The organism is Aminobacter sp. GW821-FHT11F06 (assembly GCF_058808215.1).
On the sequence record NZ_JBXARL010000016.1, the window covers coordinates 24,448 to 51,436 of the forward strand.

Annotated in this window: 20 protein-coding genes and 6 pseudogenes; 11 read left to right on the top strand and 15 right to left on the bottom strand. The window is 61.5% G+C overall.

Annotated features, from left to right (window positions below; genetic code table 11):
- Positions 1 to 432: 432 nt before the first annotated feature.
- From AC1RTB_RS25600 to AC1RTB_RS25615, 4 genes are all read left to right on the top strand, one after another.
- Positions 433 to 1,617, top strand: a complete 1,185-nt coding sequence (locus AC1RTB_RS25600) for an efflux RND transporter periplasmic adaptor subunit (protein ID WP_492882102.1) — start codon at positions 433 to 435, stop codon at positions 1,615 to 1,617.
- Positions 1,614 to 4,802: an efflux RND transporter permease subunit gene (locus tag AC1RTB_RS25605; RefSeq protein ID WP_492882101.1), complete on the top strand. Its 3,189-nt coding sequence runs from the start codon at positions 1,614 to 1,616 to the stop codon at positions 4,800 to 4,802. The genes AC1RTB_RS25600 and AC1RTB_RS25605 overlap by 4 nt, the downstream gene beginning before the upstream one ends.
- Positions 4,803 to 4,944: 142 nt before the next feature.
- A complete protein-coding gene (locus AC1RTB_RS25610; protein ID WP_492882100.1) occupies positions 4,945 to 5,214 on the top strand; it encodes a glutaredoxin family protein in 270 nt (89 codons plus the stop codon).
- Positions 5,215 to 5,438: 224 nt separating this feature from the next.
- Complete coding sequence (locus AC1RTB_RS25615; protein ID WP_492882099.1) at positions 5,439 to 6,341, top strand: LysR family transcriptional regulator; 903 nt, start codon at positions 5,439 to 5,441, stop codon at positions 6,339 to 6,341.
- Positions 6,342 to 6,392: 51 nt separating this feature from the next.
- On the opposite strand, the gene AC1RTB_RS25620 is transcribed toward AC1RTB_RS25615, so the two are convergent.
- The 6 genes from AC1RTB_RS25620 to AC1RTB_RS25645 form a co-directional block, all read right to left on the bottom strand.
- Positions 6,393 to 7,982 (bottom strand): ABC transporter substrate-binding protein, encoded by a 1,590-nt coding sequence (locus AC1RTB_RS25620; RefSeq protein WP_492882098.1) that lies wholly within the window; start codon positions 7,980 to 7,982, stop codon positions 6,393 to 6,395.
- Between the two features lie 35 nt (positions 7,983 to 8,017).
- Positions 8,018 to 8,932: an ABC transporter permease gene (locus AC1RTB_RS25625; protein ID WP_492882097.1), complete on the bottom strand. Its 915-nt coding sequence runs from the start codon at positions 8,930 to 8,932 to the stop codon at positions 8,018 to 8,020.
- A 4-nt stretch (positions 8,933 to 8,936) separates the two neighbouring features.
- Entirely contained in the window at positions 8,937 to 9,890 is a 954-nt protein-coding gene (locus AC1RTB_RS25630; RefSeq protein ID WP_492882096.1) for an ABC transporter permease, read from the bottom strand.
- Positions 9,891 to 9,894: 4 nt separating this feature from the next.
- Positions 9,895 to 11,931, bottom strand: a complete 2,037-nt coding sequence (locus AC1RTB_RS25635; RefSeq protein ID WP_492882095.1) for an ABC transporter ATP-binding protein — start codon at positions 11,929 to 11,931, stop codon at positions 9,895 to 9,897.
- A gap of 103 nt (positions 11,932 to 12,034) precedes the next feature.
- Positions 12,035 to 12,913: an amidohydrolase family protein gene (locus tag AC1RTB_RS25640; RefSeq protein WP_492882094.1), complete on the bottom strand. Its 879-nt coding sequence runs from the start codon at positions 12,911 to 12,913 to the stop codon at positions 12,035 to 12,037.
- Between the two features lie 27 nt (positions 12,914 to 12,940).
- Positions 12,941 to 13,744 (bottom strand): HpcH/HpaI aldolase family protein, encoded by an 804-nt coding sequence (locus AC1RTB_RS25645; RefSeq protein WP_492882093.1) that lies wholly within the window; start codon positions 13,742 to 13,744, stop codon positions 12,941 to 12,943.
- A gap of 282 nt (positions 13,745 to 14,026) precedes the next feature.
- Between AC1RTB_RS25645 and AC1RTB_RS25650 the strand changes: the two genes are divergently transcribed.
- Complete coding sequence (locus AC1RTB_RS25650) at positions 14,027 to 15,130, top strand: hypothetical protein (RefSeq protein ID WP_492882092.1); 1,104 nt, start codon at positions 14,027 to 14,029, stop codon at positions 15,128 to 15,130.
- A gap of 15 nt (positions 15,131 to 15,145) precedes the next feature.
- Positions 15,146 to 16,318 carry a DUF5624 domain-containing protein gene (locus AC1RTB_RS25655; RefSeq protein WP_492882091.1) on the top strand — a complete coding sequence of 391 codons (1,173 nt, stop codon included), beginning with the start codon at positions 15,146 to 15,148 and terminating at the stop codon, positions 16,316 to 16,318.
- A gap of 99 nt (positions 16,319 to 16,417) precedes the next feature.
- On the opposite strand, the gene AC1RTB_RS25660 is transcribed toward AC1RTB_RS25655, so the two are convergent.
- From AC1RTB_RS25660 to AC1RTB_RS25675, 4 genes and pseudogenes are all read right to left on the bottom strand, one after another.
- Positions 16,418 to 16,861: a DoxX family protein gene (locus tag AC1RTB_RS25660; protein ID WP_492882090.1), complete on the bottom strand. Its 444-nt coding sequence runs from the start codon at positions 16,859 to 16,861 to the stop codon at positions 16,418 to 16,420.
- A 40-nt stretch (positions 16,862 to 16,901) separates the two neighbouring features.
- Positions 16,902 to 17,231 carry a hypothetical protein gene (locus AC1RTB_RS25665; protein WP_492882089.1) on the bottom strand — a complete coding sequence of 110 codons (330 nt, stop codon included), beginning with the start codon at positions 17,229 to 17,231 and terminating at the stop codon, positions 16,902 to 16,904.
- A gap of 84 nt (positions 17,232 to 17,315) precedes the next feature.
- A complete protein-coding gene (locus AC1RTB_RS25670) occupies positions 17,316 to 18,476 on the bottom strand; it encodes an MFS transporter (protein WP_492882088.1) in 1,161 nt (386 codons plus the stop codon).
- 86 nt (positions 18,477 to 18,562) lie between these two features.
- Positions 18,563 to 18,769, bottom strand: a pseudogene (locus tag AC1RTB_RS25675) (DUF1127 domain-containing protein); the annotation flags it as partial.
- Positions 18,770 to 19,004: 235 nt separating this feature from the next.
- Here AC1RTB_RS25675 and AC1RTB_RS25680 point away from each other — a divergent pair.
- The 5 genes from AC1RTB_RS25680 to AC1RTB_RS25700 all read left to right on the top strand — a co-directional run bounded on the left by AC1RTB_RS25680 (position 19,005) and on the right by AC1RTB_RS25700 (position 24,584).
- A complete protein-coding gene (locus AC1RTB_RS25680; protein ID WP_492882087.1) occupies positions 19,005 to 19,916 on the top strand; it encodes an agmatinase in 912 nt (303 codons plus the stop codon).
- 100 nt (positions 19,917 to 20,016) lie between these two features.
- A complete protein-coding gene (locus tag AC1RTB_RS25685; RefSeq protein ID WP_492882086.1) occupies positions 20,017 to 21,525 on the top strand; it encodes a winged helix-turn-helix domain-containing tetratricopeptide repeat protein in 1,509 nt (502 codons plus the stop codon).
- Positions 21,526 to 21,774: 249 nt separating this feature from the next.
- Complete coding sequence (locus tag AC1RTB_RS25690) at positions 21,775 to 22,542, top strand: alpha/beta hydrolase (RefSeq protein WP_492882085.1); 768 nt, start codon at positions 21,775 to 21,777, stop codon at positions 22,540 to 22,542.
- 96 nt (positions 22,543 to 22,638) lie between these two features.
- On the top strand, positions 22,639 to 23,607 hold the full coding sequence (locus AC1RTB_RS25695) for a helix-turn-helix domain-containing protein (protein WP_492882084.1): 969 nt from the start codon (positions 22,639 to 22,641) through the stop codon (positions 23,605 to 23,607).
- A gap of 26 nt (positions 23,608 to 23,633) precedes the next feature.
- Positions 23,634 to 24,584 carry a DUF5996 family protein gene (locus AC1RTB_RS25700; RefSeq protein WP_492882083.1) on the top strand — a complete coding sequence of 317 codons (951 nt, stop codon included), beginning with the start codon at positions 23,634 to 23,636 and terminating at the stop codon, positions 24,582 to 24,584.
- A 231-nt stretch (positions 24,585 to 24,815) separates the two neighbouring features.
- On the opposite strand, the pseudogene AC1RTB_RS25705 reads toward AC1RTB_RS25700, so the two are convergent.
- The 5 pseudogenes from AC1RTB_RS25705 to AC1RTB_RS25725 all read right to left on the bottom strand — a co-directional run.
- A pseudogene (locus AC1RTB_RS25705) lies at positions 24,816 to 25,040 on the bottom strand (chemotaxis protein CheB); the annotation flags it as partial.
- A 105-nt stretch (positions 25,041 to 25,145) separates the two neighbouring features.
- Positions 25,146 to 26,044, bottom strand: a pseudogene (locus tag AC1RTB_RS25710) (CheR family methyltransferase).
- Positions 26,041 to 26,229 (bottom strand): annotated as a pseudogene (locus tag AC1RTB_RS25715) (chemotaxis protein CheW); the annotation flags it as partial. The pseudogenes AC1RTB_RS25715 and AC1RTB_RS25710, both read right to left, overlap by 4 nt.
- Positions 26,226 to 26,405 (bottom strand): annotated as a pseudogene (locus tag AC1RTB_RS25720) (methyl-accepting chemotaxis protein); the annotation flags it as partial. The pseudogenes AC1RTB_RS25715 and AC1RTB_RS25720, both read right to left, overlap by 4 nt.
- Positions 26,406 to 26,522: 117 nt before the next feature.
- A pseudogene (locus AC1RTB_RS25725) lies at positions 26,523 to 26,762 on the bottom strand (transposase domain-containing protein); the annotation flags it as partial.
- Positions 26,763 to 26,989 lie beyond the last annotated feature (227 nt).

A 26,989-nucleotide genomic window follows, 5' to 3' on the forward strand; every position in this document is an offset into this window, starting at 1 on the left:
TTGGCGCGAATCGAATTCGCCTGTGTGCGCGCTATTCCACATCCCAACGACGGCCTTCGGGATTGCGCGCAGATCTGCTCAGCAAGTTCGTGAGGAGATCGGCGGCACCAAGCGAGTAGCCAATTGATCGAGAAAGAGGCCCAGCGGCAGCGAAAAACGCGGTGAACCTAGGGGGCCGCTCGTCTATCGGCGTCTTTTGCTGACCGCGACGCCCTCCCCCTGAACGGTATGTTCTCAGAAAAGGACCATCAGCGCGACTTCGCAACGCCCAAAAACGGCTGTTGACCTTCCAGTCACTAGAAGCATTAGCGTCGCCGGAAATCATCAAGCGGTGTCGTCGGAGACGTCGCGCATTCTGACGACGAGGTAGTTTAAATGACTAGGAAATCTAGGATATTTCTCTTCACATTAGCGGCCGTTGGGGGCGGCGGGTTGTTTGTTTATCTCAATGGCGTGCCTGCTACTTTCAGCCGGGTGCTGACCTCGGGCGAAACGAGCAACACGGCTCCCATGACCCCGCCACCGCCCCAGGTGCCAGTCGCCCAGGTCGTCACACGGGTGATCGCAAGATCGTCGGAGTTTACTGGCGTCGTAGCCGCCGCCAAAACGGTCGAGCTACGGCCACGCGTCGGCGGTATGCTTGATACCGTCAGCGTGCCCGAAGGCGGCCTCGTTGAACGTGGCCAGCTGCTCTTCCAGATCGATCCTCGCCCGTTTGAGGTCGCGCTCCAGAATGCGGAGGCGCAGCTGCAACGGGCCGAGGTTCTGCTCGCACAAGCCGAGACCGATCACGATCGATCGAAGCGGCTGATCCCGAGCGGCGCCATCGCCAGCAAGACCTATGACGACGACTTGTCCAAGAAGCAGGAGCGGCAGGCTCAGGTGCTGGAGGCAACGGCCGCAAGGGCCGCAGCCAGGCTCGATCTTTCTTATTCCCGCGTGACAGCACCGATCGCTGGACGCGTCGACAGGGTGCTGGTGACGGAAGGAAACCTCGTCACCGGAGCTTCCGGAGGCGCGGCGACATTGCTCACCACGATCGTGTCGGTCGACCCCATACATGTTTATTTCGATATCGATGAACCGACCTATCTGAGTTTTCTAAGCGAAGCCCGTCCCGAGGCGGTGGGGCGCAAGGATACCTCATTCCTCGTCGAAGTCGGGCTCGCCACCGATAAAGGCTACCCTCATTCGGGCACCTTGGACTTCCTCGGAAACCGTATCGATCAAAGCACCGGGACAATTCGCGCCCGAGCCGTGCTGGCCAATCCCGACGGCCGGCTGACCCCAGGCCTGTTCGCGCGGGCGAAGCTTGCCACGAGCGCGCCCATAGAGACCGTTCTCATCGATGATCAAGCGGTCGGGACCGATCAGGGACGGCGCTACGTCCTGGTGCTGGGTGCCGGTGACATGGTCGAATACCGGCCGGTGGAATTGGGCGGGATGAACGATGGGCTGCGCGTGGTTGCAAGCGGCCTCAACCCTGGTGACACGGTCATCATCAAGGGGCTCGTCCGACCTGGCATGCAGGTTACCCCGAACCGAATCGAAATGGCGCCCGATCAGCGTTCAGTCAACGGCGTTGCCGCTGGCAATACGCAGGAGGCACGTCGATGAGCCTGCCACACTTTTTCATCAATCGGCCAATCTTTGCGATCGTTCTCTCGGCCCTGATGCTGATCGCGGGAGCGATCACCCTGTTTCAGCTCCCGTTGAGCGAATATCCGTCGGTCACCCCGCCGACCGTGCAGGTGACCGCAAGTTATCCAGGCGCCAACCCGCAGGTTATCGCCGAGACGGTGGCCTCCCCGCTCGAGCAATCGATCAATGGTGTCGAGGGCATGCTCTATATGAGCTCGCAGGCCGCGACCGACGGCAGGATGACGCTCACCGTCACTTTCGCCCAGGGCACGGACCCGGACATGGCCCAGATCCAGGTGCAGAACCGCGTGTCGCGCGCCCTGCCACGCCTGCCGGAAGAAGTTCAACGCATCGGCGTCGTCACCCAGAAGACATCGCCCGACATCCTGATGGTGGTGCACCTTGTATCGCCCGACAAGCGCTACGATCCGCTCTACATCTCCAACTTTGCCAGCCTGCAGATCCGCGACACGCTCGCACGCCTGCCAGGGGTCGGTGATGTCATCATCTGGGGTGCGGGCGAATACGCCATGCGTGTCTGGCTGGACCCCGCCAAAGTCGCTGCACGCGGACTGACCGCTGCGGATGTCGTCGCCGCCATTCGCGAACAAAACCTCCAGGTCGCGGCCGGCTCGGTGGGTCAGCAGCCATCGCAGGCCGCGAGCTATGAAGTTACTGTCAGTACACTGGGCCGGCTGTCCAGCGAGGAACAATTCGGCGAGATCGTCATCAAGACGGGCGAGGACGGGCAGATCGTGCGTCTGCGCGATGTTGCGCGGATTGGTCTCGGTTCCGATGGCTACGCGTTGCGTAGCCTGCTTGACGGTGAGCCGGCCGTCGCGATGCAGATCATTCAACGACCCGGTGCAAATGCGCTGGATGTCTCGAACGCCATCCATGCCGAGATGAAGCAATTGCAGCGCGGTTTTCCGGAGGGCCTGGAATACCGGATTGCCTACGATCCAACCGTCTTCGTGCGCGCGTCGCTTGCCGCCGTCATGGTGACGTTGCTCGAAGCGATCGTCCTCGTCGTCATCGTTGTCGTGCTGTTCCTGCAGTCGTGGCGTGCTTCCATCATTCCGCTGGTTGCCGTGCCCATATCGCTCATCGGCACGCTTGCGGTGATGTATCTCATGGGTTTCTCGCTCAACACCTTGTCGCTGTTCGGTCTGGTTCTTTCGATCGGCATCGTGGTCGACGACGCCATCGTCGTCGTCGAGAACGTCGAACGGCACATTGGTCTTGGCGAAACGCCGAAGGATGCGGCCCGCAAGGCGATGGACGAGGTGACGGCACCTATCATCGCGATCACCTCCGTGCTTGCCGCGGTGTTCATTCCGTCGGCATTTCTGTCGGGCCTTCAGGGCGAGTTCTATCGCCAGTTCGCGGTCACCATAGCGATCTCGACAGTTCTTTCGGCGGTCAACTCCCTGACGCTTTCGCCAGCACTGGCAGCCGTTCTCTTGAAGCCGCACCACTCCGGGTCAAACCGCGATTGGCTCACCCGTGGCATCGAGTTCGCATTCGGCTGGTTCTTCCGTCTGTTCAATCGCTTCTTCGACAGGGCATCGAACGCCTATGTCGGCGCGGCACGTCGCGCCATTCGCATAAGCGGCGTGATCCTGGCACTCTATGCAGGGCTTGTTGGAATGACCTGGATGGGGTTCCAGAGCATCCCGACCGGTTTCGTGCCCACGCAGGACAAGTACTATCTCGTCGGCATTGCCCAGTTGCCATCCGGAGCGTCGCTCGACCGGACAGAGGCTGTCGTCAAGGAGATGTCCAGGATCGCGTTGGAGGAGCCGGGCGTCGAGAGCATCGTGGCCTTTCCGGGCCTCTCCGTGAACGGCTTCGTCAACCTGCCAAATGCCGCCGTCGTCTTCGCCATGCTCGATCCCTTCGATCAGCGCAAGGATCCGTCACTCTCGGCCAATGCGATCGCCGGACGGCTGATGGGCAAGTACAGCCAGATCCCGGACGGCTTCGTCGGCATCTTCCCGCCGCCGCCGGTGCCGGGGCTCGGGACGATAGGTGGTTTCAAGCTCCAGATCGAGGATCGCTCCGGGGCAGGGCTTGAAGCCCTTGCCAAGGTGCAGGGTGAGGTCATGGCGAAGGCCGCGCAGGCGCCGGAACTTGCCGGCATGATGGCGAGCTTCCAGATGAACGCGCCGCAGGTTCAGGTCGATCTCGATCGGGTCAAGGCCAAGGCGCAAGGTGTTCCGTTGACGGAGATCTTCGAGACATTGCAGGTCAATCTGGGATCCTTGTACGCAAACGATTTCAACCGTTTCGGCCGCACCTATCGCGTGATCGTCCAGGCGGACGAGCCGTTCCGCGCCCAAGTGGACGACATTGCACGCCTGAAGGTTCGCAATGCCGCAGGCGAGATGGTTCCCCTCGCTGCCCTTGCAACTGTCGTTACCAGTTCAGGACCAGACCGGGTGATGCACTACAATGGCTACCCCTCGGTCGACATAACTGGAGGCGCGGCGCCGGGTTATTCGTCCGGGCAGGCGACAGCGGCAATCGAGCGTATCCTGCATGAGACGCTTCCAGCCGGCATGGCGTTCGAGTGGACCGATCTGGTCTTCCAGGAGAAACAGGCCGGGAACACAGCGATGATCGTGTTTCCGCTCGCGGTGTTGCTGGCATTCCTGATCCTGGCAGCGCAGTACAACAGCTGGTCATTGCCCTTCACAGTCCTGCTGATCGCGCCGATGGCGTTGCTATCCGCCATCGGCGGCGTCTGGATATCGAACGGTGACAACAACATCTTCACCCAGATCGCGTTTGTCGTGTTGGTCGGCCTTGCGGCCAAGAATGCCATCTTGATCGTGGAGTTCGCTTATGAAGAGGAAAAGAAGGGCCGCGATCCAGTTGCCGCGGTGCTCGAAGCCGCGCGCCTGCGTCTGAGGCCTATCCTGATGACGTCGCTCGCCTTCATTGCCGGCGTCGTGCCACTGGTCATTGCGACGGGAGCCGGTGCGGAGATGCGCAATGCCATGGGCATCGCCGTGTTCGCCGGCATGCTTGGCGTGACATTCTTCGGGTTGATCCTGACGCCTGTCTTCTACGTCGTCGTCCGCAAGCTGGTCCTGCGCCGAGCAGCAGGTTCGGGGGTCAACGCGGTGGCCGCTGCCAAAAGCGATCCCGTGAGCTAACAAGTAAGGGGCGGGCACGGCTCAAGCTTGCCCGCCCCCAATACCGCACGGCGCTGTTTCGTTTCCGCCGCCGCATGAACGCATCCGGCCCGCCGTGCGGGCGGGCCGCCTCCGCCAAACTCATCCAGTTTCGAGGCTCGCCATGTCGACCACACCGCGCATCGAGATCTACTCCACCCCCACCTGCCCTGACTGCTTGGCTCTGAAGCGGTGGTTTGCCAGCAAGAACATTGCCTTCGTCGAGCACGACCTGTGCGACCCGGTGGTCGCAGAGGAGGCAAGGAACCGCGCCGGCGTTCGCGTAGCACCGATCACCGTCATCGACGGCAAGCACATCTTTTACGGAACGCTTCTTGATCAGCAATTGCACATCGAAGCCATTCACGCTCCGACAGGAGAAGCAACGAAATGACCTTCGCAACGCCATCAACAGTTCGCTGGCGCCAAGGCCTATGTCGCTGGCGCATGGTCGATGCTCCGTGCTTGCACCCCACCACGTTGCCTCATCCGACATTCACACCGACGTGTTCTTCAGCCCCGGTGAAATTGATTTAAAAACCCAAACAATATGCGCATGATGATCCCGCAAACGTGACGCCGGTCAAAAAGGCACGGCGTCAGGATTGAGAGCGCGCCATGAACCTGAAGCAGCTGCAGTATTTCCATGTGCTCGCCGAAGAGCTGCATTTCCGCCGCGCGGCCGAAAAGCTGAACATCACCCAGTCGCCACTTTCCATCGCTATCCAGAATCTGGAGCAGGAACTGGGCTGCCAGCTTTTCATCCGCACACAGCGGCGCGTCCAGCTGACCGAAGTCGGTGAACGGCTTCGCGATCATGCCAGCAGCATCATCGAGCGGGTCGAATTCTGCGAACAGGATCTGAAAGCCGTGATCAGCGGCAAGGCAGGCCAGTTGCGCATCGGCTTTACGTCGGCGTCATCGCTGCTCTCGCCATTTCCGGCCCTGATCCATGCGTTCCGTCTCGAATATCCCGACATCGACGTGACGCTGAAGGAGGCGCCGACGCTGGTTCAGCTCGACGCCATCCAAAACCGCGACCTCGATGTCGGCGTCATCCGCCGCCCGCGACAGCAACTGGCCACCGCGATCTCCTTTCGCAAGCTCAAGACGGACAAGCTGGTGGTGGCGATGCACAGCACCCACCCCCTGCGGCATCAAGATGAAATCCGCATCGCCGACCTTGCCGGCGAACGTTTCATCTTCTTTCCGCGCAAGATGGGCGTCGGCATCTACGACCAGTTCATCGAGCTCTGCGGCAAGCGCGGCTTCATGCCCGATATCGTTCAGGAATCCCAGTCGACAACGACCATCGTCGGACTGGTTGCGGCGGGCCTCGGCATTGCGATCGTACCTTCCGGCCTCGCCTACATCCAGATCCCCAATGTGACGTTCAAGGACCTCGCCGACACGGACGCGGAGACCGACCTGCTTTTGGCCTACAGGGCAGGTGAAGAAAACCCCAGGCTCGCGCATCTCATCCGCCTGGCACAGAGCGCGTTTGCACAGCCGGAAACATGAACACCCTCCGCCTGCGGCGGAGGGTGCCGTACGTGCGTCGGCTGTGTTGGGCTACTCGGCCAGCCAGGTCGACGACTGATCGAGGTACAAGAAGTTGCTGGGACTGAACGTCCAGCCTTTCAGGGCAGATGCCATGGCAACGTCACGCTCCAGCCAGACGACGGGCAACGAGTAGGACTTTTCATAGAGCCGCTTTTCGAAGGCGCGCAACAGCTCCTTGCGCTTGGCCTCGTCAGTCTCGGTCGACTGCTTCACCCACAGATCGTCCAGTTCGCGGTCGGTGAAACGAGCTGCCGAACGCGCCGACTGATCGAAGGAAACGTACTTCGTCATCTGTTCGGTCGGCTCTTCGCGCAAGGCGGAATAGATGTCCGTTATAGCCTCGAAATCGCCGCTGTTGATCGCTGCGGCCCAAGGCGGCGTCTCGACCACCTGGTTGTTGGCGATCACGCCGATCTGTCGCCACTGATCGATCAGGAACACACCGAAGTCGACGACGATCGGCGGGCCGTTGCGGACAGTCAGATTGAACGTCAGCTTCTCCTGCCCTGCCTCCTTCAGCAAGCGGCGCGCCTCGGCCCGGGATGCTTCAATGTCCGACCCAAAGCCGGGAAACTGCTTCAGTTCCTCGTCGGAGGAGGCGAACTTGCCGCCCGGCATGAAGATGCCCCCTGGGAAGCGCATCTCGGTCGTAGCCCCCAGCGCCTTGGCCGCACCCCAGCGGTCGATCGCCAGGTTGAGGGCACGCCGTACCCGCTCGTCGTCGAACGGCGGCTTGGTGGAATTGAACGTGACCAGGAAATGGGTGAGCGAAGGCCCCGAATTGACGGTCACACCATCGCCCATGGCGGTCTTGAGCCGTTGCGCGCCGGCTGGGCTCACACCACGGAAATCGGTAGCTACCTGGCCGGCCTGGATGGCGTTGGTGACCGCTGGTCCTTCCATCGTGTAGGATTCCAGCGCATCGAGATAGGGCTGGCCCTGACGGAAATAGTCTTTGAAGCGAGAGGCCTTCCAAACCGACCCGGAAACGAACTCATCGAATTTGAACGGTCCGCTGCCCATGACTTTTTGTTTGGGATAGCTCGGGTCGGATGCCAGCAAACCGGCCGAATAGACACAGTTCCATGGCGAGGCGAAGGTGCCAAGCACGGAGGTGTCCCAGGCCTTCAGCTTGAAGCGGACAGTGGTATCGTCGACCGCTTCGATCTTTTCGATCTGACGGAACGTTTCGATGCGCTCGGAGACGACGCCTTTTGGCGGAAAGGCCAGCCGCTCGTAGGTCGCCGCGACATCCTTCGCCGTCAGCGGCGTGCCGTCGTGAAACTTCACGCCCGCCCGGAGCTTGAACGTGTAGGTGAGTGCTACCGGATCGGCTTGCCAGCTCTCGGCGAGATCGCCATCGATTTCCGGGTAGGCGCCAGGCTTGAAGCGCAGCAAGGTCGAATAATGCGGCGCAAGCCGCATCAGTGCCGCGAAGTGGTTGGCGCTGTGGCAGTCGAAATCGGCGGGATCGTCGCTGACGGCATAACGCAGCGTGCCGCCGGATTTGGGCTGGTCCTGGGCCGTCGCCGATAGAGTCCCCGTTGCGGCGAGGGCTGTGGCGAGCACCAGGGTGCTCAGTCTGTGTCGTAGGTTCACAATGTTCCTCCCATGTGACGTTCGTAGTTGTCAGGTCATCTGTCTTGATTGGACTTCGGATCGAGAAGATCGCGCAGCGCATCGCCAAACATCGAAAAGGCGAAGATGACGATCGCAATGGCGAGGCCGGGAAACACAACGACCCATGGCGCTGTCATGGCCGTGTTGAAGGCGTTGCCGGCAAGCATGAGCCCCCAGGACGGTGTAGGCTCGACAACGCCAAGGCCGAGATAAGACAGCGAGGCTTCGATCAGGATCGCCTGGCTGACAAAGGCCGTGAGCATGACGATGTAGGGGCCGAAGATGTTCGGTGCCATGTGCAATGCGATGATGCGCATATGGCCGAAGCCAAGGGTGCGCGCGGCGTCGACGTAGGACATGCGGCGGATCGAGAGCGCCTGGGAGCGCGCCACACGCGCCATCTTGGGAATGATCGGCAAGGCGATGGCGAAGACCAGATTGACGTCGACGCCCAGCACCATGTTGCGGCCCAGCGTCGAAACCAGGACCAGCGCCATCACGGTGATCGGGATCGCCAGCAGGATTTCCATGAAGCGTTCGAGGATCATGTCGATCCAGCCGCCGAAATAGGCCGAACCGATGCCCAAAAGCGCGCCTATCGTGCAGCCGACGAAACTCGCCGTGACGCCGATCAAAAGTGCCGTGCGGCCGCCATAGAGAATGCGGCTGAAGAGATCGCGGCCGAAGCTGTCGGTGCCAAGCCAATGCATGGCCGACGGTGCCTGCACCACTGCGCTGTAATCATTTGCGAGCGGATCATAGGGGGCGATCAGCGGCGCAAACAGCGTCAGGAACAGGCTGATTGCGATCACCACAAGCCCCATCGCGCCGAGCGGCTCGTTGACGACAAAACGCCAGACCGCATTGCGGCGCTGCGGCTGTTCGCTGAGCAGTTCAGTGGCAATCGTGGCGGGAAAGATGTCGCGCATGGGATCAGGCCAGTTTGATGCGTGGGTCGATCGCCGCGTAGGCAAAATCGACGAGGAGGTTCACGGCAACGAAGATGACGGTCAGCACCATGACGATGCCCTGAATGATGGCCAGGTCGCTGCGCGATACCGCATCGAGAAACAAGCGGCCGATGCCGTTCAGCGAAAAGACCTGCTCGATGACGACGAGACTGCCGATCAACAGTGCGAATTCGAGCCCGATCATGGTGATGGTCGGCAGGAGCGAGTTCGGGATCACATGGCGTCGAATGATGCTTCGAGCCTTCAGGCCCTTGGCGCGGGCGGTGCGGACAAAATCCTCATGCATCACCTCGATGATGGAAGATCGCATCATGCGGATGAGGATCGCCGCGTAACGGTAGCCGATGGCAATCGCTGGAAGCGCCAGTTGCTGCAACAGGCGAAGCGGGTCGTCGAGCAACGATGGCGAACCGAGTGGTGGAAGCCAGTTGAAATACCACAGCATGACAAGGGCGATGAGCATGCCGAACCAGAACGACGGCAGGGCGATGCCGCCTATGGCGAAGGTGCGGATCGCATAGTCGATCCAGGTTTCGCGATAGATGGCGGCGATCGTGCCGAGCGGGATGGCGATCACCAGGGCAAGCAGCATGGCGAGCACCGCCACCTGCAAGGTCACAGGCAGGCGCAGTGCGATCTCTTCGAGCACCGGCTTGCTGGTCCAGCTCGATGTTCCCAGATCAAATGTGGCGAGACCGGCTAGAAAATCGCCATATTGCACTAGGATCGGCCGATCGAGCCCGAGACGGGCACGCTCCGAAGCGATCAGTTCCGGCGTCGGGTTGCCGCCTTCGGCGCGAAGCATGGTTTCCACCGTGTCGCCCGGCAGGACGTTCAGCATGAAAAAGATCAGCGTCGCGACGCCAAGCAGCGTCGGGATCGAAAGCAGCAGGCGGCTGAGGACATAACGGAACATGGCGCTAGACCTTGATGCAGGCGACGTGATGCGTTTCGGAAAATGCGACGGGCATCGGCACGGCCATCGCGCATTCGGCGCTCGCAAGCGGGCAGCGCGTGCGGAAGACACAGCCGCTCGGCGGGTCGAGCGGCGATGGCAATTCGCCTTTGACGGTCACGGCCTGCCGCTGCGTGCGACCGACATCGTTCAGCGACGGAACGGCTGACAGCAGTGCTTTGGTGTAGGGATGCTTCGGGGTTTCAAACAGCTCGTTTGCGGTGGCCGTCTCGACGATGCGGCCGAGATACATGACGGCGACGCGATCGGAGATATGACGAACGACGGCGAGATCATGCGCGATCAGCAGATAGCTCAGGCCGAGCTTCGCCTGCAGGTCCGCGAGCAGGTTCATGATCTGCGCCTGGATCGAGACATCGAGGGCGGAGACGGGCTCGTCCAGGATGATGAATCTCGGGTTCATCCCAAGCGCCCGCGCGATACCGACGCGCTGGCGCTGACCGCCCGACATCTGGTGCGGATATCGCGTGACGATGTCGCTCGGCAGGCCCACCAATCCGAGCAGTTCGTCGACACGCGCAGCCGCCGCGACCTTGGTCTTGCATATGCCATGCACGAGAAGCGGCTCAGCCAGCGCGTGCCCGATCCTGTGGCGCGGATTGAGCGACGTGTAGGGGTCCTGGTAGACGACCTGAACATCCTGCCGCAGCCGGATCAGTTCTGCCTTTGTCGCCGCCAGCATGTCGCGTCCCTGGTAGTCGGCGCGGCCGGCGGTTGCTGCTTCGAGCCGCAGCAGCGTGCGGGCAACCGTGGTCTTGCCGCAGCCGGATTCGCCGACAAGACCAAGGGTCCCACCTTGAGGCACGTCGAAATCAATTGCCTGAAGCGCCTTCACCGTGGCGCCCTTGCCAAGATGGAAATCCTTGGTCAGGCCACGCACCCGAAGAACAGTCTCAGCGCGTGTCGCCCTGTCTTGGACCTCCTGTCCGGACGGACGTTTCACGGTTTTGTCTTTTTCGCCGGGATGGAAACAGGCGAAGCGATGGCCCCCCTCGCCCGTCTCCTCTGGAAGGCTGGCGCATGTCTCGGTGGCCGCTTCACAGCGCAAGCGGAATGCGCAGCCCGAAGGCAGGCAGCGCAGGCTCGGTGGCTGACCGGGAATGGTTCTAAGGCGCTCCTGGCGCGGCTGGTCGAGATGCGGCACGGCACCGAGCAAGCCAATCGTGTATCGATGGCGCGGATGGTTGAGGACTTGCCTTGAGCTACCGGATTCGACGATGCGACCGGCATACATGACATTGACGCGGTCGGCGTAGCGCGCGACCAGCCCGAGATTGTGGGTGATCAGCACCAGGCCGACGCCGAGTTCATCTACGAGGCTACGCAGCAATTCGAGAATCTGGGCCTGGATGGTGACGTCGAGCGCTGTTGTCGGTTCGTCGGCGATGATCACCTTCGGATTGCAGGCAAGTGCGATCGCGATCATCGCGCGCTGGCGCATGCCGCCGGAAAACTCATGCGGATACTGACGCAGTCGGCGTTCCGGGTCGGTTACGCCGACTTTGGTCAAAAGCTCCACAGCGCGCGCCTCGGCATCCTTCACGCTCATGTCCAAATGCTCGAGCATCGGCTCGATGATCTGCCGGCCGATGGTGAGCAACGGATTGAGCGAGGTCATCGGCTCCTGAAAGACCATCGCGATATCGCGTCCGCGCAGGCGTCGCATCGCTTCTTCTGGAAGCGCAAAAAAATCCTTGCCACAGAGTTTTGCGGAGCCGGTGAAACGGGTGGCGCCGCCGCCTTGCAAGAGCCGCATCACCGCAAGCGAGGAGACCGATTTGCCGCAACCGGATTCACCGACAAGGGCAACCACTTCGCCGGCGTGAACGTCATAGCTGATGCCGCGAACCGCGTTGAGCAAGGCATCCTGCGAAACGAACTGTACGTGAAGGTCGCGCACCGAAAGCAGCGGCGTCAAGTCCGCCAGAGCGGTCTCGAAGCCGTCCGTGTCGACCAACGCGGCCTTCGCGGTTGATGCCATGATGTCGTTTACCTTCGTGCCCGTCCTGGATTCGACCGGAACCTTCGCGATGGGGTCGCGCGATAGAGCTTGGGCCTTGGTCCAGTGCGCTTGCATGACAGGCTTACTTAAAATCGAAAAGGGTTTGCGGATTGTCGACGAGTATTGCCTTGCGGTCGCCTGCGTCCGGCGCCCATTCGGCAAGCAGATTGAGCAGCTCGCCAGTGTCGCGGCCGGAATGCGGGATATGGGGCCAGTCTGATCCCCATATGGCGCGGCGCGGGTTCTGCGCGACGATAGCCTTGGCGACATCAGCGACCGCCGCGTAGCCTTTTTCCTTGGCGATACGGTAAGGACCGCTCAGCTTCAGGTAGCATTGGCCTTCGCTCATCAAGGCAAGCAGGCGCTTGAAGTCGGCTTGCGTGAGGCCATCGGATGCCAGCATATAACCCATGTGGTCGATGACAAAAGGCGTCTCGACGCTGCGCAGGAAATCGACGAGGTCACGCACGACATAACCGGGCGCATAAAATTGCAGATGCCAGCCGAGCGCATCCACTTTCTTCGCCATGCTGGCGATGTAATCCTTGATGTCCTCGATCGGTTGGCCGGCGCGCTTGAACAAGTCCAGGCGGATGCCGCGAACGCCTGCGTCATGGAAGCGTTCCAACTCAGCTTGGCTGACGCCATCCTCGACCATGACCAGGCCGCGCGCAGCGTTGCCCGCCTTGGCCAAGGCATCGAGCAGGCAGGAATTGTCGGTTCCGTAAAAGCTCGGCTGGACGATCACGAAGCGTTCGATCCCGAGCACGCCCATCAGGCTCTGGAAATGCCCGAGTTTGCCGTCGGGCAGCGTGTAGTGGGGCTCGGGGACATGCGGATAGCGGTCTTCAGGTCCAAAGACATGCATATGCGCATCACACGTGCCGGACGGCACCCTGAAGTTCGGCGGTGTCAGCCTTTCGAGCGGCAGCATCGGCTCGGATTTGAGAGGTGCATTCATGTCGGCATTTCCGTGTTTCAAATGAGTTCAGGCGCGCGCGAACGCACGCCATTTATCCAGTCGTTGGCTCAGGGCTTCGACAAAGAGGTCGGTGTCTATGGCGGTGAAGACAAAGGGCGCGGCGCCCATGGCAACGAGCGTCGCATAATGGTCCGGCCCGGCCACACCTCCGATGATCGCGATCTTGCCATGACGCTGCGCAGCGGCGACCGTCTGGCGGCAAAGGTCCATGACTTCAGCGCTTTGAACATCTCCCATGATGCCCATAGCAGCCGAAAGGTCGTTCAGGCCGAGTGCTATGATGTCGACGCCGTCAATTGCTGCGATCGCATCGGCATTGGCCACGGCTTCAGGCGATTCGAGCAGAACCTGCAGAGCCACGCGCTTGTTTGCCTGCTCGACCCGCTCGGCGCCGGGCAAGCGGCGAAAGCCGAAGGTCGATGTCAGTGCATTGTGAGAACGGCCGCCTGCGGGCGGATAGCGGCAGAAAGACGCCGCCTGCCGCGCATCATCGGCGGTCACTATGTGAGGAATGATCAAGCCCGAGGCACCGCCGTCGAGAACACGGCCGATGGCGCCAAAATCGCCTTCGGGAATACGCACCCAGGCATCCATCCCGAGGTCGGCGGCTGTCGCACACATGTGTGCGGTGGTGTCGAGCGCGATGGTGGAATGCTCAAGATCAATCCAGACCAGATCATAGCCGACGCTTGCCGCCATCCTGACGAAGTCGACATTGCGGGCGGTGCGGATGCCCAATGAATAGCAAGGGTCACCGGCACGCAAACGATCGAGGGTCGAGGCCCTCTCTCTCAAGGCAACAGGCAGCATGAACTTCCTCCCGAGGTGCCGTCGCATGAACCACGACATCACCACGGACCGGATGCTAGTCAGGTGCTTTGATTAGCTCCAATTCAATCGCCAGGCTTATTGATTGGTAAAATAGATCAACGCGCAAACAGGGGTCGGCAACCCGCCACTTTCGTCACACTCAGCTCGACCGCGCCGAACCGCCCATTGATATACAATGCCAATCAAAATGGCCGGCTGATCGAATTGGCACAAATCATACCGCTCTGGCATGGTGCAGGCGGAAAAGATTTGGGAGAAACCATGCTCGCCCGGCAGAACACGACCCTCTTGCGCCAGATCGGCGCGTTGCCGACCTCCGGTGCGCGTGCCGCGGAAATCTTCGATTTGAGCGGCCAGACCTTTCTGGCGGTGCCGCAGCTCGCTTATGATCTTGCCGACACGCCGGCCTATATGAACGGCGGCGACAGCGACACTGATCTGCTGATTTTCCGATGGAACGGCAGCGCTTTCATTGAACACGCCCGCCTGCCGGTTCCGGGCGGCGAGGACGCAGAGTTCTTCAGCATTGACGGGGTGCATTATCTCGCCACGGCCAGTGCCCGCAAAGGACAAGGGCCGTACGAACCCAATATCGGGTCGACCATCTTCCGATGGAACGGGGCCGAATGGTTGCATTTCCAGTCGGTGCCGGGCTTCTTCGCCAAGCAGTTCCGCCACTTCTCAATCGGCAGCCGACACTTTCTTGGACTGGCGCTGGGCGTCACGGTCGAAGGGCCGGTGGCGAGCAATCCACGCAACTCCTGCATTCTCGAATGGAATGGGACAGGCTTCGAACTCTTCCAGGAACTGAATGGCCCTTGGGGCTACAACTGGCGCCACTTCACGATCGACGGTCAGCACTTCCTCGCCTACGCCGACCATATCGAGGCCTCGCGCATCCTCAAATGGGATGGAACTCGCTTCGAGGTGTTCCAGACACTGGAAGGCAAGACGGGGCGGGCATTCGAAGTGATGCATGTCGGCGGAGAGATCCAGCTCGCCTTCGCCACCATTGCCGGCGACACCTCCATGCTGAAATGGAACGGCGCGGCCTTCGAACATTTTCAGACCCTCAGCGGCCCAGGCGGCCGCGAGTTCGCGGCGCTGACGCGCGACCACCGCCACTACCTCGTCCAGATCAATTTCATCGAAGGATCGCCCAAGGAGCCGAAGACCGATCTTCTCTCCTTCATCCATTTGTGGGACGGCAAGCAGTGGCAAACGATCTTCGAATTCGAGACTTTTGGCGCCACCGATGCAGCGTTCTTCACCAACGGCGGCAAGACCTATCTGGTCGTCGCCAACAGCCTGACGCCGGACGTTCGGTTCGGCCAGGACAGCGCCATCTTCGAATTCCTCGGCTGATCACGCAGGCACGACATGAGCTACAAACCCCATCCTGAATTCTTGCAGCTGTTCGACGCCTATACCGGCCCCAATAGCATGGCCGCCGAGCTTGGCGCGAGGCGGTCGCAGTCGGCCGGCGCCAAGCCGCTGCTCGTTTCAACCGGATCCGACCTCGTTCTGTTTCCCGGCGGCGGTGCGGCGCCGATTGTCGAAAGCTTCCGCTTGAGCACACGTGGCTTCAAGGAAATGACGGCCGTCTCGCATCTCGGCACGGTCACCGCCTGGCTTGCCGAAATGAACGAAAGCGGCGACGGCGATTGGCGCAGCTGGGCTAGCAAGGTCATCGCACAATGCCAGGCCGTGCGCGCGGTCAACAACGATGCTTACTGGAGCGATGTCGTCCGTGTCGATGCGTGGCGAGGCATGGAGACAAAGATCGCAGATGTCGTCGACTATGCCTGCCGGGTGACCGAGACACTGTTGATCGACGTGCTGGCGCATCCCGAGCAGATGACCCACGCGCATCTTCGCAAGCATTATCTCGAACCTGTCGAGACAAAGACGATCCCGGTGCCGTTCAACGACGTGATGGTGGCGACCTTCGCGCTGACCTTCCTCGACATCGCCCACCGGACGCTGTCCTGGGTTCGCTCGCAAAATCTCAATTGGTCCGAGCTGATGGTGATGATCTGTGGCAGTTCGGGCCGCCCGACAGCCGGGCTTACCTGGGCAACCAACAGCACCTGCCACATTCTCTGGCGTGCATCGGAGAAACAGTTTCCGCCTGAAAACATGCTGATCGCGCCACACGCGCCGGGGCTGACCCTCGACATGATCAACAGCGGTGCCGACCTCGCCGGGATCGAGGCGCGCTACCGTGCCATGTGGACACGCACGCGCGTCACCGCCGAGATCGGCGGCAAGATGTTCCAGGGATTTCCGGGCTTCGTACCCGACATCCATGCAGCGCCGATCATGACGACAGATACCACGACGTTGAGCGAGATGCCCCGCCTGCGCTATCCTGACGACCGGCAGACGGCGATCACCAGACTGAGGCTGGTCATGGAGGACCCGCGCCAGTTGCTATCGAACTCGGTGTCGGAATTCATCATCGACGAGCTTTGCGACAAAAACCTCGATCCATCCGCCGTTGTCATTCCGGGCTTTACCAACGTGTCTTATCCCAGCCGCAGCAGGCGGTAGGGCAGAATGCTGGCGCCGGTGGGACATGGTTGAAGGTCACCCTCCACCGAGGGCGGGTGACCCTCCAACTTCGCGTGCCCGTTGGGGGCCTCCTGGCGTCTAGATTTGCTTGGCCAGGCGTGCATCGACAGAGAAGCGGCCGCCGCCATGCGCGATGAAATAGACGAGGACGGCGAACCAGAGGATTGATTTCTCGGCCCCCGCAAAACCCTGGTTCACCGTGATCCAGTGAAACCATATCGTCACCAACAAAATGACGCTGGTTGCAAATGCCGCCGGGCGTGTCAGCAAGCCAATGATCAGCAGGATGCCACCCGTGAACTCGGTCAGGGAGAGCAGAACCGACCACAACGGAGCGGGATAAAAGCCGATCATCCCAACCAGTTCGGTCGATCCAAACGGATCGACGATCTTCTCTGAACCATGTGCAACGAGCAAACCTCCTGCGACCAGGCGAAGAAGAGTCTCTGTTGCTGTTTTGAAACGCGCATAGATTGGTGCAAGAGCTGGGAAAACAAAGCCAGCCGCAGCAGTGCTGTCCATTTGACGATCTCCTGGTCGCCGAACTCGGTTTCGCTTGTCCTTACGTCCAAAAGTCTTTCGGCGCTGAACCAAGGTATTTCGAGCAGAGAGCCAGGTCCAATTTCAATGTCGCCGTCAATTGATGGCGAAAACCAATCAATCCATCGACATCGCCAGGACCGTCAAGCCCCGCTTGGCGGCCCAAGGTGCCGGCTCCAGCTGGAACCGCAAGGCCATCAGAAACGGTGTAACGGGGGAGAACATCGTATGGCGCGCGGCCCGTGAAGCTCTTGAGCTCATGACACCGATGCACCGCCGATGATCGGCATACGTTCGGGGATGAAGTGGTGGAGTCGACGATGCGCGGATCGTCTGGCAGAAACGGCAGCATGACCGGCGCTGCGCGACGGTCATGCTGGCTTTCTATTGGTGGAGCCCGGCCTAACATCGGCGCGGAACGACTGAGGTGCCTCGATCAGACCCGCCGCCTCTTCGCCATCAGAAACACCGCGAGCACACAGCACAGCAGCCCAAGCGACAATGGCAGCCCCTGATGTCCGATCAGTTGCATTGCCAGGCCCGTCGCGGGCGAACCCACGATGCCGCCGATGCCCCATACGAACGCGAAGGCTGCGTTGCCGGCGATCAAGGTTTGACCGGTGAAACGCTCGCCGAGCTGGATCAGCGACATGGTGTAGATCCCGAACGTGCCCCCGCCCCAGACAAACACGAGCGGCCAGATGGGCCACGCGTTGAAGATCAATGGCAGAGCCAAGCAGCCGGCGAGCGAAGCGAGCACGCAAAACAGCATAGTCCGCGTCGAGCCAATCCGTTCGGCCACGCGCCCGAGCAAAATCTGCAGCACGGCATTGCCTGCGACGAAACAGGTGATGAGCGAAGCGATCCGCTCCTCGGCGCTGCCGAGTGCTGCGCCATAGACCGCAAACAGGGACAGCAGGATCTGCTCGAAGGCCGCAGCGGCGAAAACCGCAAACAACAGGAGCGGCGCCAGTGCGAAGAAGCCGCCGACCGATGTTGCCTCGCCTTCACCAGGCATGTCAGGCAGGCGCGGCACGACCGCAAGCACGATCAGGCCGCAGAGAAGGAAGGCCACGATGCCGATCATGAAGGGCGGCCAACCCTCAGTGCCGACCAGGCCGAGCGACAGCGGGCCGATGGCAAAGCCACCCGAAACGATCGATGAATAGAGGCCCATGATGCGGCCCCGGCGCGGCGCGGGCGTGATCGAGAGCAGCCAGGTTTCGCTGATCACGTAAAGCGGATTGGCAAAGAAGCCGAGCAGGAAGCGCAGCGGCATCCAAGCCCAGACGTCCTGTATCAAGGCAATCGCGATCAGTGTGGCTGCTGCCAGGATCGAACACAGGATCGCAAGCCGTGCTGCGCCCAACCGCTGCGCCAGCGCCGGAATGAAGGGCGCCGATACAATGAAACCCAGCGGTGTCATCGCCGCCGACAAGCCGATCAGGGCTGATATCGTCCCCTGCCGCTCCAGGATGAAGCTGAGCAGCGGATAGGTCAGCCCCTGCGCCACGGCGAACACCGTGACGGTCGCGATGATGCCAGCCATCGCGGCCCATGGGATCCGACCCTCAAGCGTCGTGCTTTCGGTAGTCATGCGGATTTCGAGGCAGGACCGGCAAGTTCCGACAGGTGCAAGTGCCGCGAAACTGGCGATCCGGTGTCGTTGCAGCATTCGCCATATGCTTGCCAGAAGGGCTTGGCGATCTCTGCCTCGGCCTGGCGCCCCGTCAGACCGATATCATCGATCAGACGGGGATCGTCCTTCAACTTTTGCCCAAGTTCCCAGCGAAAGCGCTTCCGCGCGCCCCAGATCGCGAAAATGCTTCGCAGGGTCGCCAGATGCCGACACGACATTTCCGCCAGCCTCACAAGGGGCGTATCGTTCATGGCAACCTCCATATGGTTTGAAGGCCCGGGGCCCTCGACCTGTAAGAGGCTGACTTCTGCAGGAGACGAACGGCGGCGTCGTTAAGCTCTCCCAAATAGTTCCAAAAACTTCCAAACGGGCTAATCTTGCTTGCGACCTTGCTGGCCTGGCGTAGGATCGCCCTACAGCAAACGTTCCCAACCCGCACCTTCAACATCGAAATTTCAGCTAAACCGTCATCAAGACCATCAGGAAATGACCGCCTCACCTCCCTTTCTCGGCTTTGCCGATCGCCTCGCCGATGGCCGCATTCCCCGTGTGGTGATCTTCGGAGCCGGTCACGGCAGCACCTATCCCGGCAAGGACAGCAGCGGCTATGCCTTGGCCGCCGACGCCATCCGCGCTGCGAGCCAGGAGGATGCCGCGCTCGTCGAGCACTGGGATTTCGATCTCGGCGGAACGCTGTTCGACGGCAAGCCGGTCTGCTGCATCGACGCCGGCGACATCCCGACCACCATGCATGACAATGCCGGCAACCGGGCCCGGATCGAGGCGAAGACGCGCGAGGTCCTCGCAGTGCCGGCCGTACCGATCCTGCTCGGCGGCGACGATTCCGTGCCCATTCCTTTCCTTGCCGGCTTTGCGGATCACGGGCCAGTGTGGATCCTGCAGATCGACGCTCATATCGACTGGCGCGACGAGTTGCATAGCGAACGCCACGGCTATTCGAACCCGATGCGCCGGGCGAGCGAGATGGCGCATGTCGCCGGCATCGTGCAGGTCGGCATCCGTGGCGTGGGCAGTGCACGCCTCACCGAAATCGAGGCGGCGCGGCACTATGGCAGCCGCTTGGTGACCGCCCGCGAGGTTCATGCCCAAGGCGTTGAGGCCGCGCTCCGGCATATTCCACAAGGAGCGCGGGTCGTCGTCACCCTTGACTGCGACGGCCTCGATCCCGGCATCATGCCGGGCGTGGCGGCGCGTACGCCTGGCGGCCTCACCTACACGCAGGTGATCGACCTGATCGCAGGCCTCGGCAGGCGGGCCAGGATCGCAGGATTCGACCTCGTCGAGTTCTATCCTCCCGCCGATATTGACGGCCTGTCGGCCCTGACCGCCGCACGCCTTCTCGTCAATGTGATCGGCACCATCGTCCGGCAGGTTTGAAACCCGGCGTCCGACCTTCGCCAACCGCCTTGAACCTGCATGGAATTGCCTCCGGCAGAACGGTTCCATCCAGGCTTGAAAGGCTCTAAAGATGCGCCGCATGCAGGGATCGCGCTTTGCCTTTGGTCCGTTCGTGCTTGATCCGGGTGCGGGAACGCTGCTTCGGAACGATGTTCCCGTTGCCGTTGGCCACCGCGGGCTCAAGCTGCTCGCAGCGCTCGTTGGGCGGCCCGGCGAAATCCTCGGCAAGGCCGAGTTGATGGACGCGGCGTGGCCGGGCATGGCCGTCGAGGAAGGCAACCTCACTGTCCAGATTTCGCAGCTCAGGAAGCTGCTTGGCCCGGCTGCCGACAGCGGCGAATGGATCGCCACGGTTCCGCGCGTCGGCTATCGCTTTACCGGGGTCGTCGATGAGCACGGGGGCGCGACGCGAAAACCCTTGCCGCTGCCCGACAAACCCTCGATCGCCGTTCTGCCCTTCGTGAATCTCGGCAACGATCCCAAGCAGGAATCCTTCGCGGATGGGTTGACCGAAGACCTGATCACCGACCTCTCCAGAACCGCTGGCCTGTTCGTCATCGCCCGCAACTCGTCCTTCGCCTACAAGGGAAAGGCGATGGACGTGCGCGCGATCGCCGAGGACCTTGGCGTGCGCTACCTGCTGGAGGGCAGTGCACGCCGTGCCGCTGGGCGCGTGCGCATCAACGCCCAGCTGGTCGACGCGGTGAGTGGCGATCATCTGTGGGCCGAGCGCTTCGATCGCAGCCTGGACGATATCTTTGCCGTTCAAGACGAGGTGACGGCCATGATCGTGGAGGCGTTGCTCGGCCGGCTCAGCGCACCGCCGCCGCGCAATCGGCCCAAGAATCTCGAGGCCTATGACCTCTGCGTCCGGGCGCGCAGGCTGATGGATGACACCCCGCAGGCAGCGCGGGAAGCGCATCTGATGCTCACGCGTGCCGTTTCACTCGATCCTGATTACGCCGAGGCCTATCGCTGGCTTGCCATGAACCACTGGATGGGATGGGTCCATAGCGGCGGACCAACGGAATCCACCCGTGGCGTTGCCTTGGAACTGGCCCGCAAAGCTGTCGCGATCGATCCCAATGATGCTGGCTGCCGCTGGATCCTGGCGTATCTGCTTGCCTATGAGCGCAGCTTCGCCGCGGCGGATGCGGAATTCGCCAAAGCGATCGAGCTCGACCCGAACGAGGCCGACACCTTTGCCGCTCTCTCCGACATCGCGGTCCTGGCCGGGCGGATCGAGGAGGGCCTTGAGCACATCGCCAAGGCGTTTCGGCTGAACCCGTTTCCGGCAAGCTGGTATTATCTGGCGCTCGGCCAAGCGCAATATGCGGCCGGCGACTACGAAGGCGCTGTCGAGACACTGCGCCGGGACGAGACATATCGGACAAGCTCACGCCGTTTCCTGGCGGCAAGCCTTGCGCAACTCGGCCGGCTCGACGAGGCGCGCGCGGAGGTCGAACTGTTCCTGGTGGGAAACCCTGACTTCACAACCCGTCACTGGGCCACGACCGAGCCATTCCGCGACGCCGCGACACTTGAGCATTTCGTCGATGGTTTTCGCAGGGCCGGTCTTCCGGAATGACCTCCCAACCGGCCATTCACCTTGCGCGCGAGCCAAAAGCCCCTGGCGAGAACGTCGCCAGGCTTTTGCCCATGAGCTTGTTTGCAGGCAGCATTCTCGGGGCATCGCCTGCCATCGCAACAGCACTGCAGGATCGTACAATTCGGATTGGAACGAGCCGAATACACTCCCCTTCAGCTGGGAGGCATGGCAATGCGAAGCACTTGGGCCTCCTCCCGGCGGGAAACCTCACAGGGAAGGAGAAATCATATGTTGAATACTCTGACCATGCTCGCATCGGCAGCCGCACTTGCCCTAGGCATAAGCGCGACCGGGGCGATGGCGGCGCCGGTGAAGTCCGTCATCCTGGTACATGGCGGCTTCGTCGACGGGGCTGGATGGGAAGGCGTTTATTACATCCTCAAGAAGGATGGGTACGACGTCACCATCGTCCAGAACCCCACCACGTCCTTAGCTGACGACGTCGCCGTGACGAAGCGCGCCATTGCTGCCGCCGCTGGTAACGTCATCCTGGTTGGCCACTCCTACGGCGGTGTCGTTGTGTCTGAAGCTGGCACCGACCCCAAGGTGGCTGGCGTGGTGTACATCACGGCCTTCGCTCCCGATGCGGGGGAATCTGTATCGAGCCTGATCGCCAACCCGCCGCCCGGCGCTTCGGTCCCGCCGATCCTGCCCCCGGTCGACGGCTTCCTGCTTCTCGACAAGGCAAAGTTCGCAGCCTCGTTCGCTGCGGATGTCCGCCCCGATCTGGCTTCGTTCATGGCGGACTCGCAGGTGCCTTGGGGCGTAGCAGCCCTCGACGGCAAGGTCACAGCGCCGGCCTGGAAACAAAAGCCAAGCTGGTATCTCGTGGCCACGGAAGACAAGATGATCCCGCCGGACGCCCAGCGCGCGATGGCCAAGCGCGCCGAGGCAGTCACCGTGGAAACGCCCGGCAGCCATGCCATCTACGTCTCGAATCCCGATGTGGTGGCCAAGCTGATCGAGCAGGCGGCCGCAGGCGCCCACACCGATTAAAACGCGCACCAACTGCATCGAAACGTCTGGGCGCCAGCACGGTTGGCGCCCACGCCCCCCAGGCTGCCAACCCAAAAAAGGATAGCTGGAACTGGTATGGTCGCCGACGTGGGAGTTTGGTATTTTGCTGCTGACGAGCGGGAGGTCAGCGTGACCCTCAATGTCAACGTAAATCGAGTAGACATCGCAACCGTGCCCATCGGCCTTCCGCGCAATACGGATCGCAAACTTGCGGTCCGGGCGCTGGCGCGTTCACAGCTGATCTCGGCCGACATCAGCTATGGTTTCAAGCCGGTCGGCACGGATGCGATATTTCCAAGTTGGGAAGACGCCTACAGCATCGGCGTGCGCTTCAACGATGAAAGAAGCGATATATTCGTCGACGGCAAAAGCTATACGCGCCCACATCGCAGGGGCGAGGCCCACATCCTCTACCTGTCCGGCGTCGAACACATCGATTTTTCGACACCTCGCCACACAATCGAGATTCTGTTGCGACGCAGTTTCTTGCGCGAGATTGCCGACGACCTGGAAGTACCTCACGTCACCTACCTCGGTCATAGCCTCTTTCATGTTTCGGAGGATCCAATGCTTCGGCATTTGGCGGCGCGTATCTATCCGTTCTTCGACGCCCCCGAAACGCTCGACCCGCTGCTCGCCGACCATCTCATGTGGGGCCTTGGCATATATGTTTGTGCCCACTACGGGGACCTTGCCACCCGGCGTCGGGTGCTTGGCGGGTTGAACACCTGGCAGGAACGACTGGCCAAGGAGGTGATCGAGGCCAGACTCGTTGGCGGGATCGGTCTCGGCGAGCTTGCCGCACTTTGCCGGCTGCGCACGAGCCAGTTCGCTCATGCCTTCAAGCGCTCGACGGGGATGGCGCCTTATCAATGGCTGCTTCAGCGTCGTGTCGCCCGAGCCAAGGACCTTCTTGCCGGAAGCCTAAGCTCACTGACCGATATCGCGCTCGTGTGCGGCTTCGCCGACCAAAGCCACCTTACCCACTCTTTCGCACGCCACGTCGGTTCGACCCCAGGCGCATGGCGGGCTGCTTTTCACTAAAAGAAACTCCAGCAGGATGGTCATCAATGTCGTCTGCCGTCGAATTGGAACGTTGGCCAGATCTTCCTTACGCCGCGTGGAGGCAAACCTACGAGACACTCCACCTGTGGACCCAGATCGTCGGCAAGATCCGGCTGATGCGGGAGCCCTGGCTCAACCATTCCTGGCACGTACCGCTCTATGTGACCGCGCGTGGCTTGACGACGTCGCCGATCCCCGCCGGTGCGCGGGCATTCCAGATGGATTTCGATTTCATCGACCATGTGCTGTGGCTGAAGACGAGCGACGGCCACGTCCGCCAGATCATGCTCGCACCGCAAACCGTCGCAGCGTTCTATGGCGACGTGATGCTGGCGCTGGCTGAGCTTGGGCTCGCGACACGCATATACACCTTGCCGTCGGAAATCGCCGACGGCATCCCATTCGAGCAGGATCAAACCCACACCGCCTATGATCGCGACTATGCCCGGCGGTTCTGGCGGATCCTGCTCTCCACCCATGAGGTCTTTTCGCGGTTCCGGACAGGTTTTCTGGGCAAGGTCAGCCCGGTGCATTTCTTCTGGGGCGGCTTCGACCTCGCGGTGACGCGCTTTTCCGGCAGGCGGGCCCCGCTGCATCCAGGCGGCATACCCCGCCTGCCCGACCCGATCACCCATGAAGCCTATTCGCATGAAGTCTGCAGCGCCGGATTCTGGCCGGGCGGCGGCCCGATCGACTACCCGGTCTTTTATTCCTACGCCTACCCGGCTCCACCAGGTTATGCGTCGGCCTCCGTCCAGCCACAGCAGGCGTTTTTCTCACAGGATTTCGGTGAGTTCCTGTTGCCATACGATGCTGTGCGCACCGCCGGAGACCCGGAGGCCACGCTGATGGCGTTCCTGCAGAGCACCTATGAGGTCGCAGCCGATCTTGGCAAATGGGATCGCGAAACGCTTGAATGCCCCGTAGGCATACCCTGCCGCCCACGTGTGCTGTGACGGCCCAAATGCGGCAAGACTTCGAGATCGAGGTGCCCTTGGAACGAAGCGTCGATCATTATCGAAACCCGTCTGGTTGCTCGTGGGTCCAGTGCCCCGCCACCCGATGGTGCGGTTGCGAAAGGCACGTTCCCCCGCCCCTCGCCCGACTGACAAAAGTTCTTGAACTCTTCCTGCAGTGCATCGACAATGAGCATACGGCTGGTCGTCGTGTCATCGACGACGAGCACCTTAAAGTGTTCGAGGAAGGCCATTTTTTACTCCATTGGAATTTGAGCGGGTGAGAGCAAGGAGGTGAGCGGCGATCTTGTCCAGCGGAGCTTGCCGCTCGACAGCGCCGACCTCGAAGGCAACCCTGGGCTTGCCGTAAACAAGGCTGGTGGCTTCGTCCTGCCCGAGCGAATGGGCGCCCGCTTGGCGCATTTGCAGAAGTCCCGCAGCACCATCGCGGCCCATCGGCGGCATGGCCGACGACCTCGATTGCCGGATCAAGGCGCAGCACCGCCGAAAGCAGGCTGCGCATGGTAGCGGAATCGTCAACGATCAGAACGCGGACCTGCTTCATGAGGCGCTTGCCTCGCGTAGGCGATAGGTGGTGATGCCCTCGGGCTGGAAGGCTGCCGTGGCAGGGCCCGATACTCGTTCGGAATGGCCGATATAGAGGTGGCCGGCAGCCGTCAGTAGCGGAACGAAACGGCTCCAGACACGCGATTGCGTCGCTTCTTCGAAGTAGATGACAACGTTGCGGCAAAAGATCGCCTGGAAACGGCCCTTCATCGGCCATGCGCCGATGAAGTTGAGTCACGGAACGCTACGATCGTCCGCATCTCTTCGGTGGCGCCGAATGCGCTGCCGCCGCTTGTCCGTACTGGCGTGAACCAGCGCCGACGCAGATCCGGCGGCACCGGGCGCAACGCTGCTTCGCTATAGACGCCCTCGCGACCCATGGCGATCATGTTGGGATCGATGTCGGTCGCCAGCACCCTGATGTCGTAGTTGGCGGCTTCGGGCATCAGCGACAGGATGGTCAGCGCGATCGAATAGGGCTCGGCTCCATTGGAGCATGCCGCCGACCAGATCCTGACGCGGCCGCCACGGCGTGCGGCGTCGAGCAGCGGCGGCAATACTTGCTTTGCCAGATGTTCGAAATGATGCGGCTCGCGGTAGAAATTGGTGACATTGGTGGTCAGCGCCGCGAGCATCTTCTGGCGTTCGTCGAGCCCTTCGCGCGAAGCGATGAGCGCGCAGTAGTCGCGAAAGCTCTCGAGCCCCAGCGCGTGCAGCCGCTTGGACAGCCTTGAGTAGACGAGCGCTGCCTTCGCCTCGGTCAGATGGATGCCGGCATCGGCATGAAGCATCGCCGCGATCTGCTGCATATCGTCGCCGGTCAGCACGAACTCGCCTGACACCAGACTCTGACGCTGGTGGCGCGATGCCTCGATGTTTTGCACGTTGCTCATGCCGCGATAGGCTCGAGCGTCGGCAGGACGGCGTCGAGTGCGATCAGGCTGATCATGCGGCCTTCGATGGCAAGCACGCCACGCACGAAGGTCTTGGCCATGTCGGAGGCGACATCCGGCGTCGGCTGGATCGCGTCATCGGTCACCGACAAGATGTCGGAAACCGCGTCGACCAGAAGACCGATTTGGCCGTGGAGACGACGTCACGGGCATGCACCGCACCTTCACCCGTCTTCTTGACGGTCGCGGTGATCTCGTCGAGCGCCGCGGCGGTCTCTTCGAGGCTCGCGGCCTGCTGTTCGGTGCGCCGCGACAGATCGTCGGCAGCGGTGTAGATCTCGCCGGTACCGGCGTGGATCGCCACGCTGTCGGCGACACGCAATGTGCTGCCATCCACGGCATAGCGCGCAAGACCCCGCCAGGCTCGCCCGCATTGGTGGCGCACGTCCCAGCACGTCGCGCTCATCGCAAACAATTGCGCAAGCGGTGCTTGGCCTAAGCGCTGCCGAGCCTGCGTCAAGGCGCTCTTGGCAATGTCCGGGTTCACCTCATCGGGCAGCACCAGATCAAGATGGGCCACCACCTCAGGCATCGACTGGTGCCAATACAACGAAGGCGCAATCACCAGCCAGACAACTTGCTCAGCGGGCAGCTTGCGTTTGCGGATGCTTGCCTTGCCGCAGCTGGCATGTGCCTGGGCGATCCATTCTGGATCAATTGCACCCGAAGGGCCGACAAATCGGCTGTATGTCCTATGCGACCTGGCATCTCAAAACACGAACAGGATGAAACATATCTCCATCCTGTTCGATAGGTCTTACCAGATACTCATCCAGCCCAACTTAAGTGAACGGCATTACGGTCTTGCCCGGGCTTTTGTCTGCTTCGCTGCGGTGAGATCGCTTTCGCCTTTGGCTCAGTGATCCATGGCCTTGACGATTTCTT

What these genes read in the sequence shown, in the direction of transcription:
- AC1RTB_RS25605 (WP_492882101.1), top strand. Translation starts at nt 1,614, where the DNA reads ATGAGCCTGCCACACTTTTTCATCAATCGGCCAATCTTTGCGATCGTT.
- AC1RTB_RS25700 (WP_492882083.1), top strand. Translation starts at nt 23,634, where the DNA reads ATGTCGTCTGCCGTCGAATTGGAACGTTGGCCAGATCTTCCTTACGCC.
- AC1RTB_RS25655 (WP_492882091.1), top strand. Translation starts at nt 15,146, where the DNA reads ATGAGCTACAAACCCCATCCTGAATTCTTGCAGCTGTTCGACGCCTAT.
- AC1RTB_RS25610 (WP_492882100.1), top strand. Translation starts at nt 4,945, where the DNA reads ATGTCGACCACACCGCGCATCGAGATCTACTCCACCCCCACCTGCCCT.
- AC1RTB_RS25650 (WP_492882092.1), top strand. Translation starts at nt 14,027, where the DNA reads ATGCTCGCCCGGCAGAACACGACCCTCTTGCGCCAGATCGGCGCGTTG.
- AC1RTB_RS25665 (WP_492882089.1), bottom strand. Translation starts at nt 17,231, where the DNA reads ATGCTGCCGTTTCTGCCAGACGATCCGCGCATCGTCGACTCCACCACT.
- AC1RTB_RS25680 (WP_492882087.1), top strand. Translation starts at nt 19,005, where the DNA reads ATGACCGCCTCACCTCCCTTTCTCGGCTTTGCCGATCGCCTCGCCGAT.
- AC1RTB_RS25630 (WP_492882096.1), bottom strand. Translation starts at nt 9,890, where the DNA reads ATGTTCCGTTATGTCCTCAGCCGCCTGCTGCTTTCGATCCCGACGCTG.
- AC1RTB_RS25640 (WP_492882094.1), bottom strand. Translation starts at nt 12,913, where the DNA reads ATGAATGCACCTCTCAAATCCGAGCCGATGCTGCCGCTCGAAAGGCTG.
- AC1RTB_RS25660 (WP_492882090.1), bottom strand. Translation starts at nt 16,861, where the DNA reads ATGGACAGCACTGCTGCGGCTGGCTTTGTTTTCCCAGCTCTTGCACCA.
- AC1RTB_RS25685 (WP_492882086.1), top strand. Translation starts at nt 20,017, where the DNA reads ATGCAGGGATCGCGCTTTGCCTTTGGTCCGTTCGTGCTTGATCCGGGT.
- AC1RTB_RS25625 (WP_492882097.1), bottom strand. Translation starts at nt 8,932, where the DNA reads ATGCGCGACATCTTTCCCGCCACGATTGCCACTGAACTGCTCAGCGAA.
- AC1RTB_RS25635 (WP_492882095.1), bottom strand. Translation starts at nt 11,931, where the DNA reads ATGGCATCAACCGCGAAGGCCGCGTTGGTCGACACGGACGGCTTCGAG.
- AC1RTB_RS25690 (WP_492882085.1), top strand. Translation starts at nt 21,775, where the DNA reads ATGTTGAATACTCTGACCATGCTCGCATCGGCAGCCGCACTTGCCCTA.
- AC1RTB_RS25615 (WP_492882099.1), top strand. Translation starts at nt 5,439, where the DNA reads ATGAACCTGAAGCAGCTGCAGTATTTCCATGTGCTCGCCGAAGAGCTG.
- AC1RTB_RS25645 (WP_492882093.1), bottom strand. Translation starts at nt 13,744, where the DNA reads ATGCTGCCTGTTGCCTTGAGAGAGAGGGCCTCGACCCTCGATCGTTTG.
- AC1RTB_RS25695 (WP_492882084.1), top strand. Translation starts at nt 22,639, where the DNA reads ATGGTCGCCGACGTGGGAGTTTGGTATTTTGCTGCTGACGAGCGGGAG.
- AC1RTB_RS25670 (WP_492882088.1), bottom strand. Translation starts at nt 18,476, where the DNA reads ATGACTACCGAAAGCACGACGCTTGAGGGTCGGATCCCATGGGCCGCG.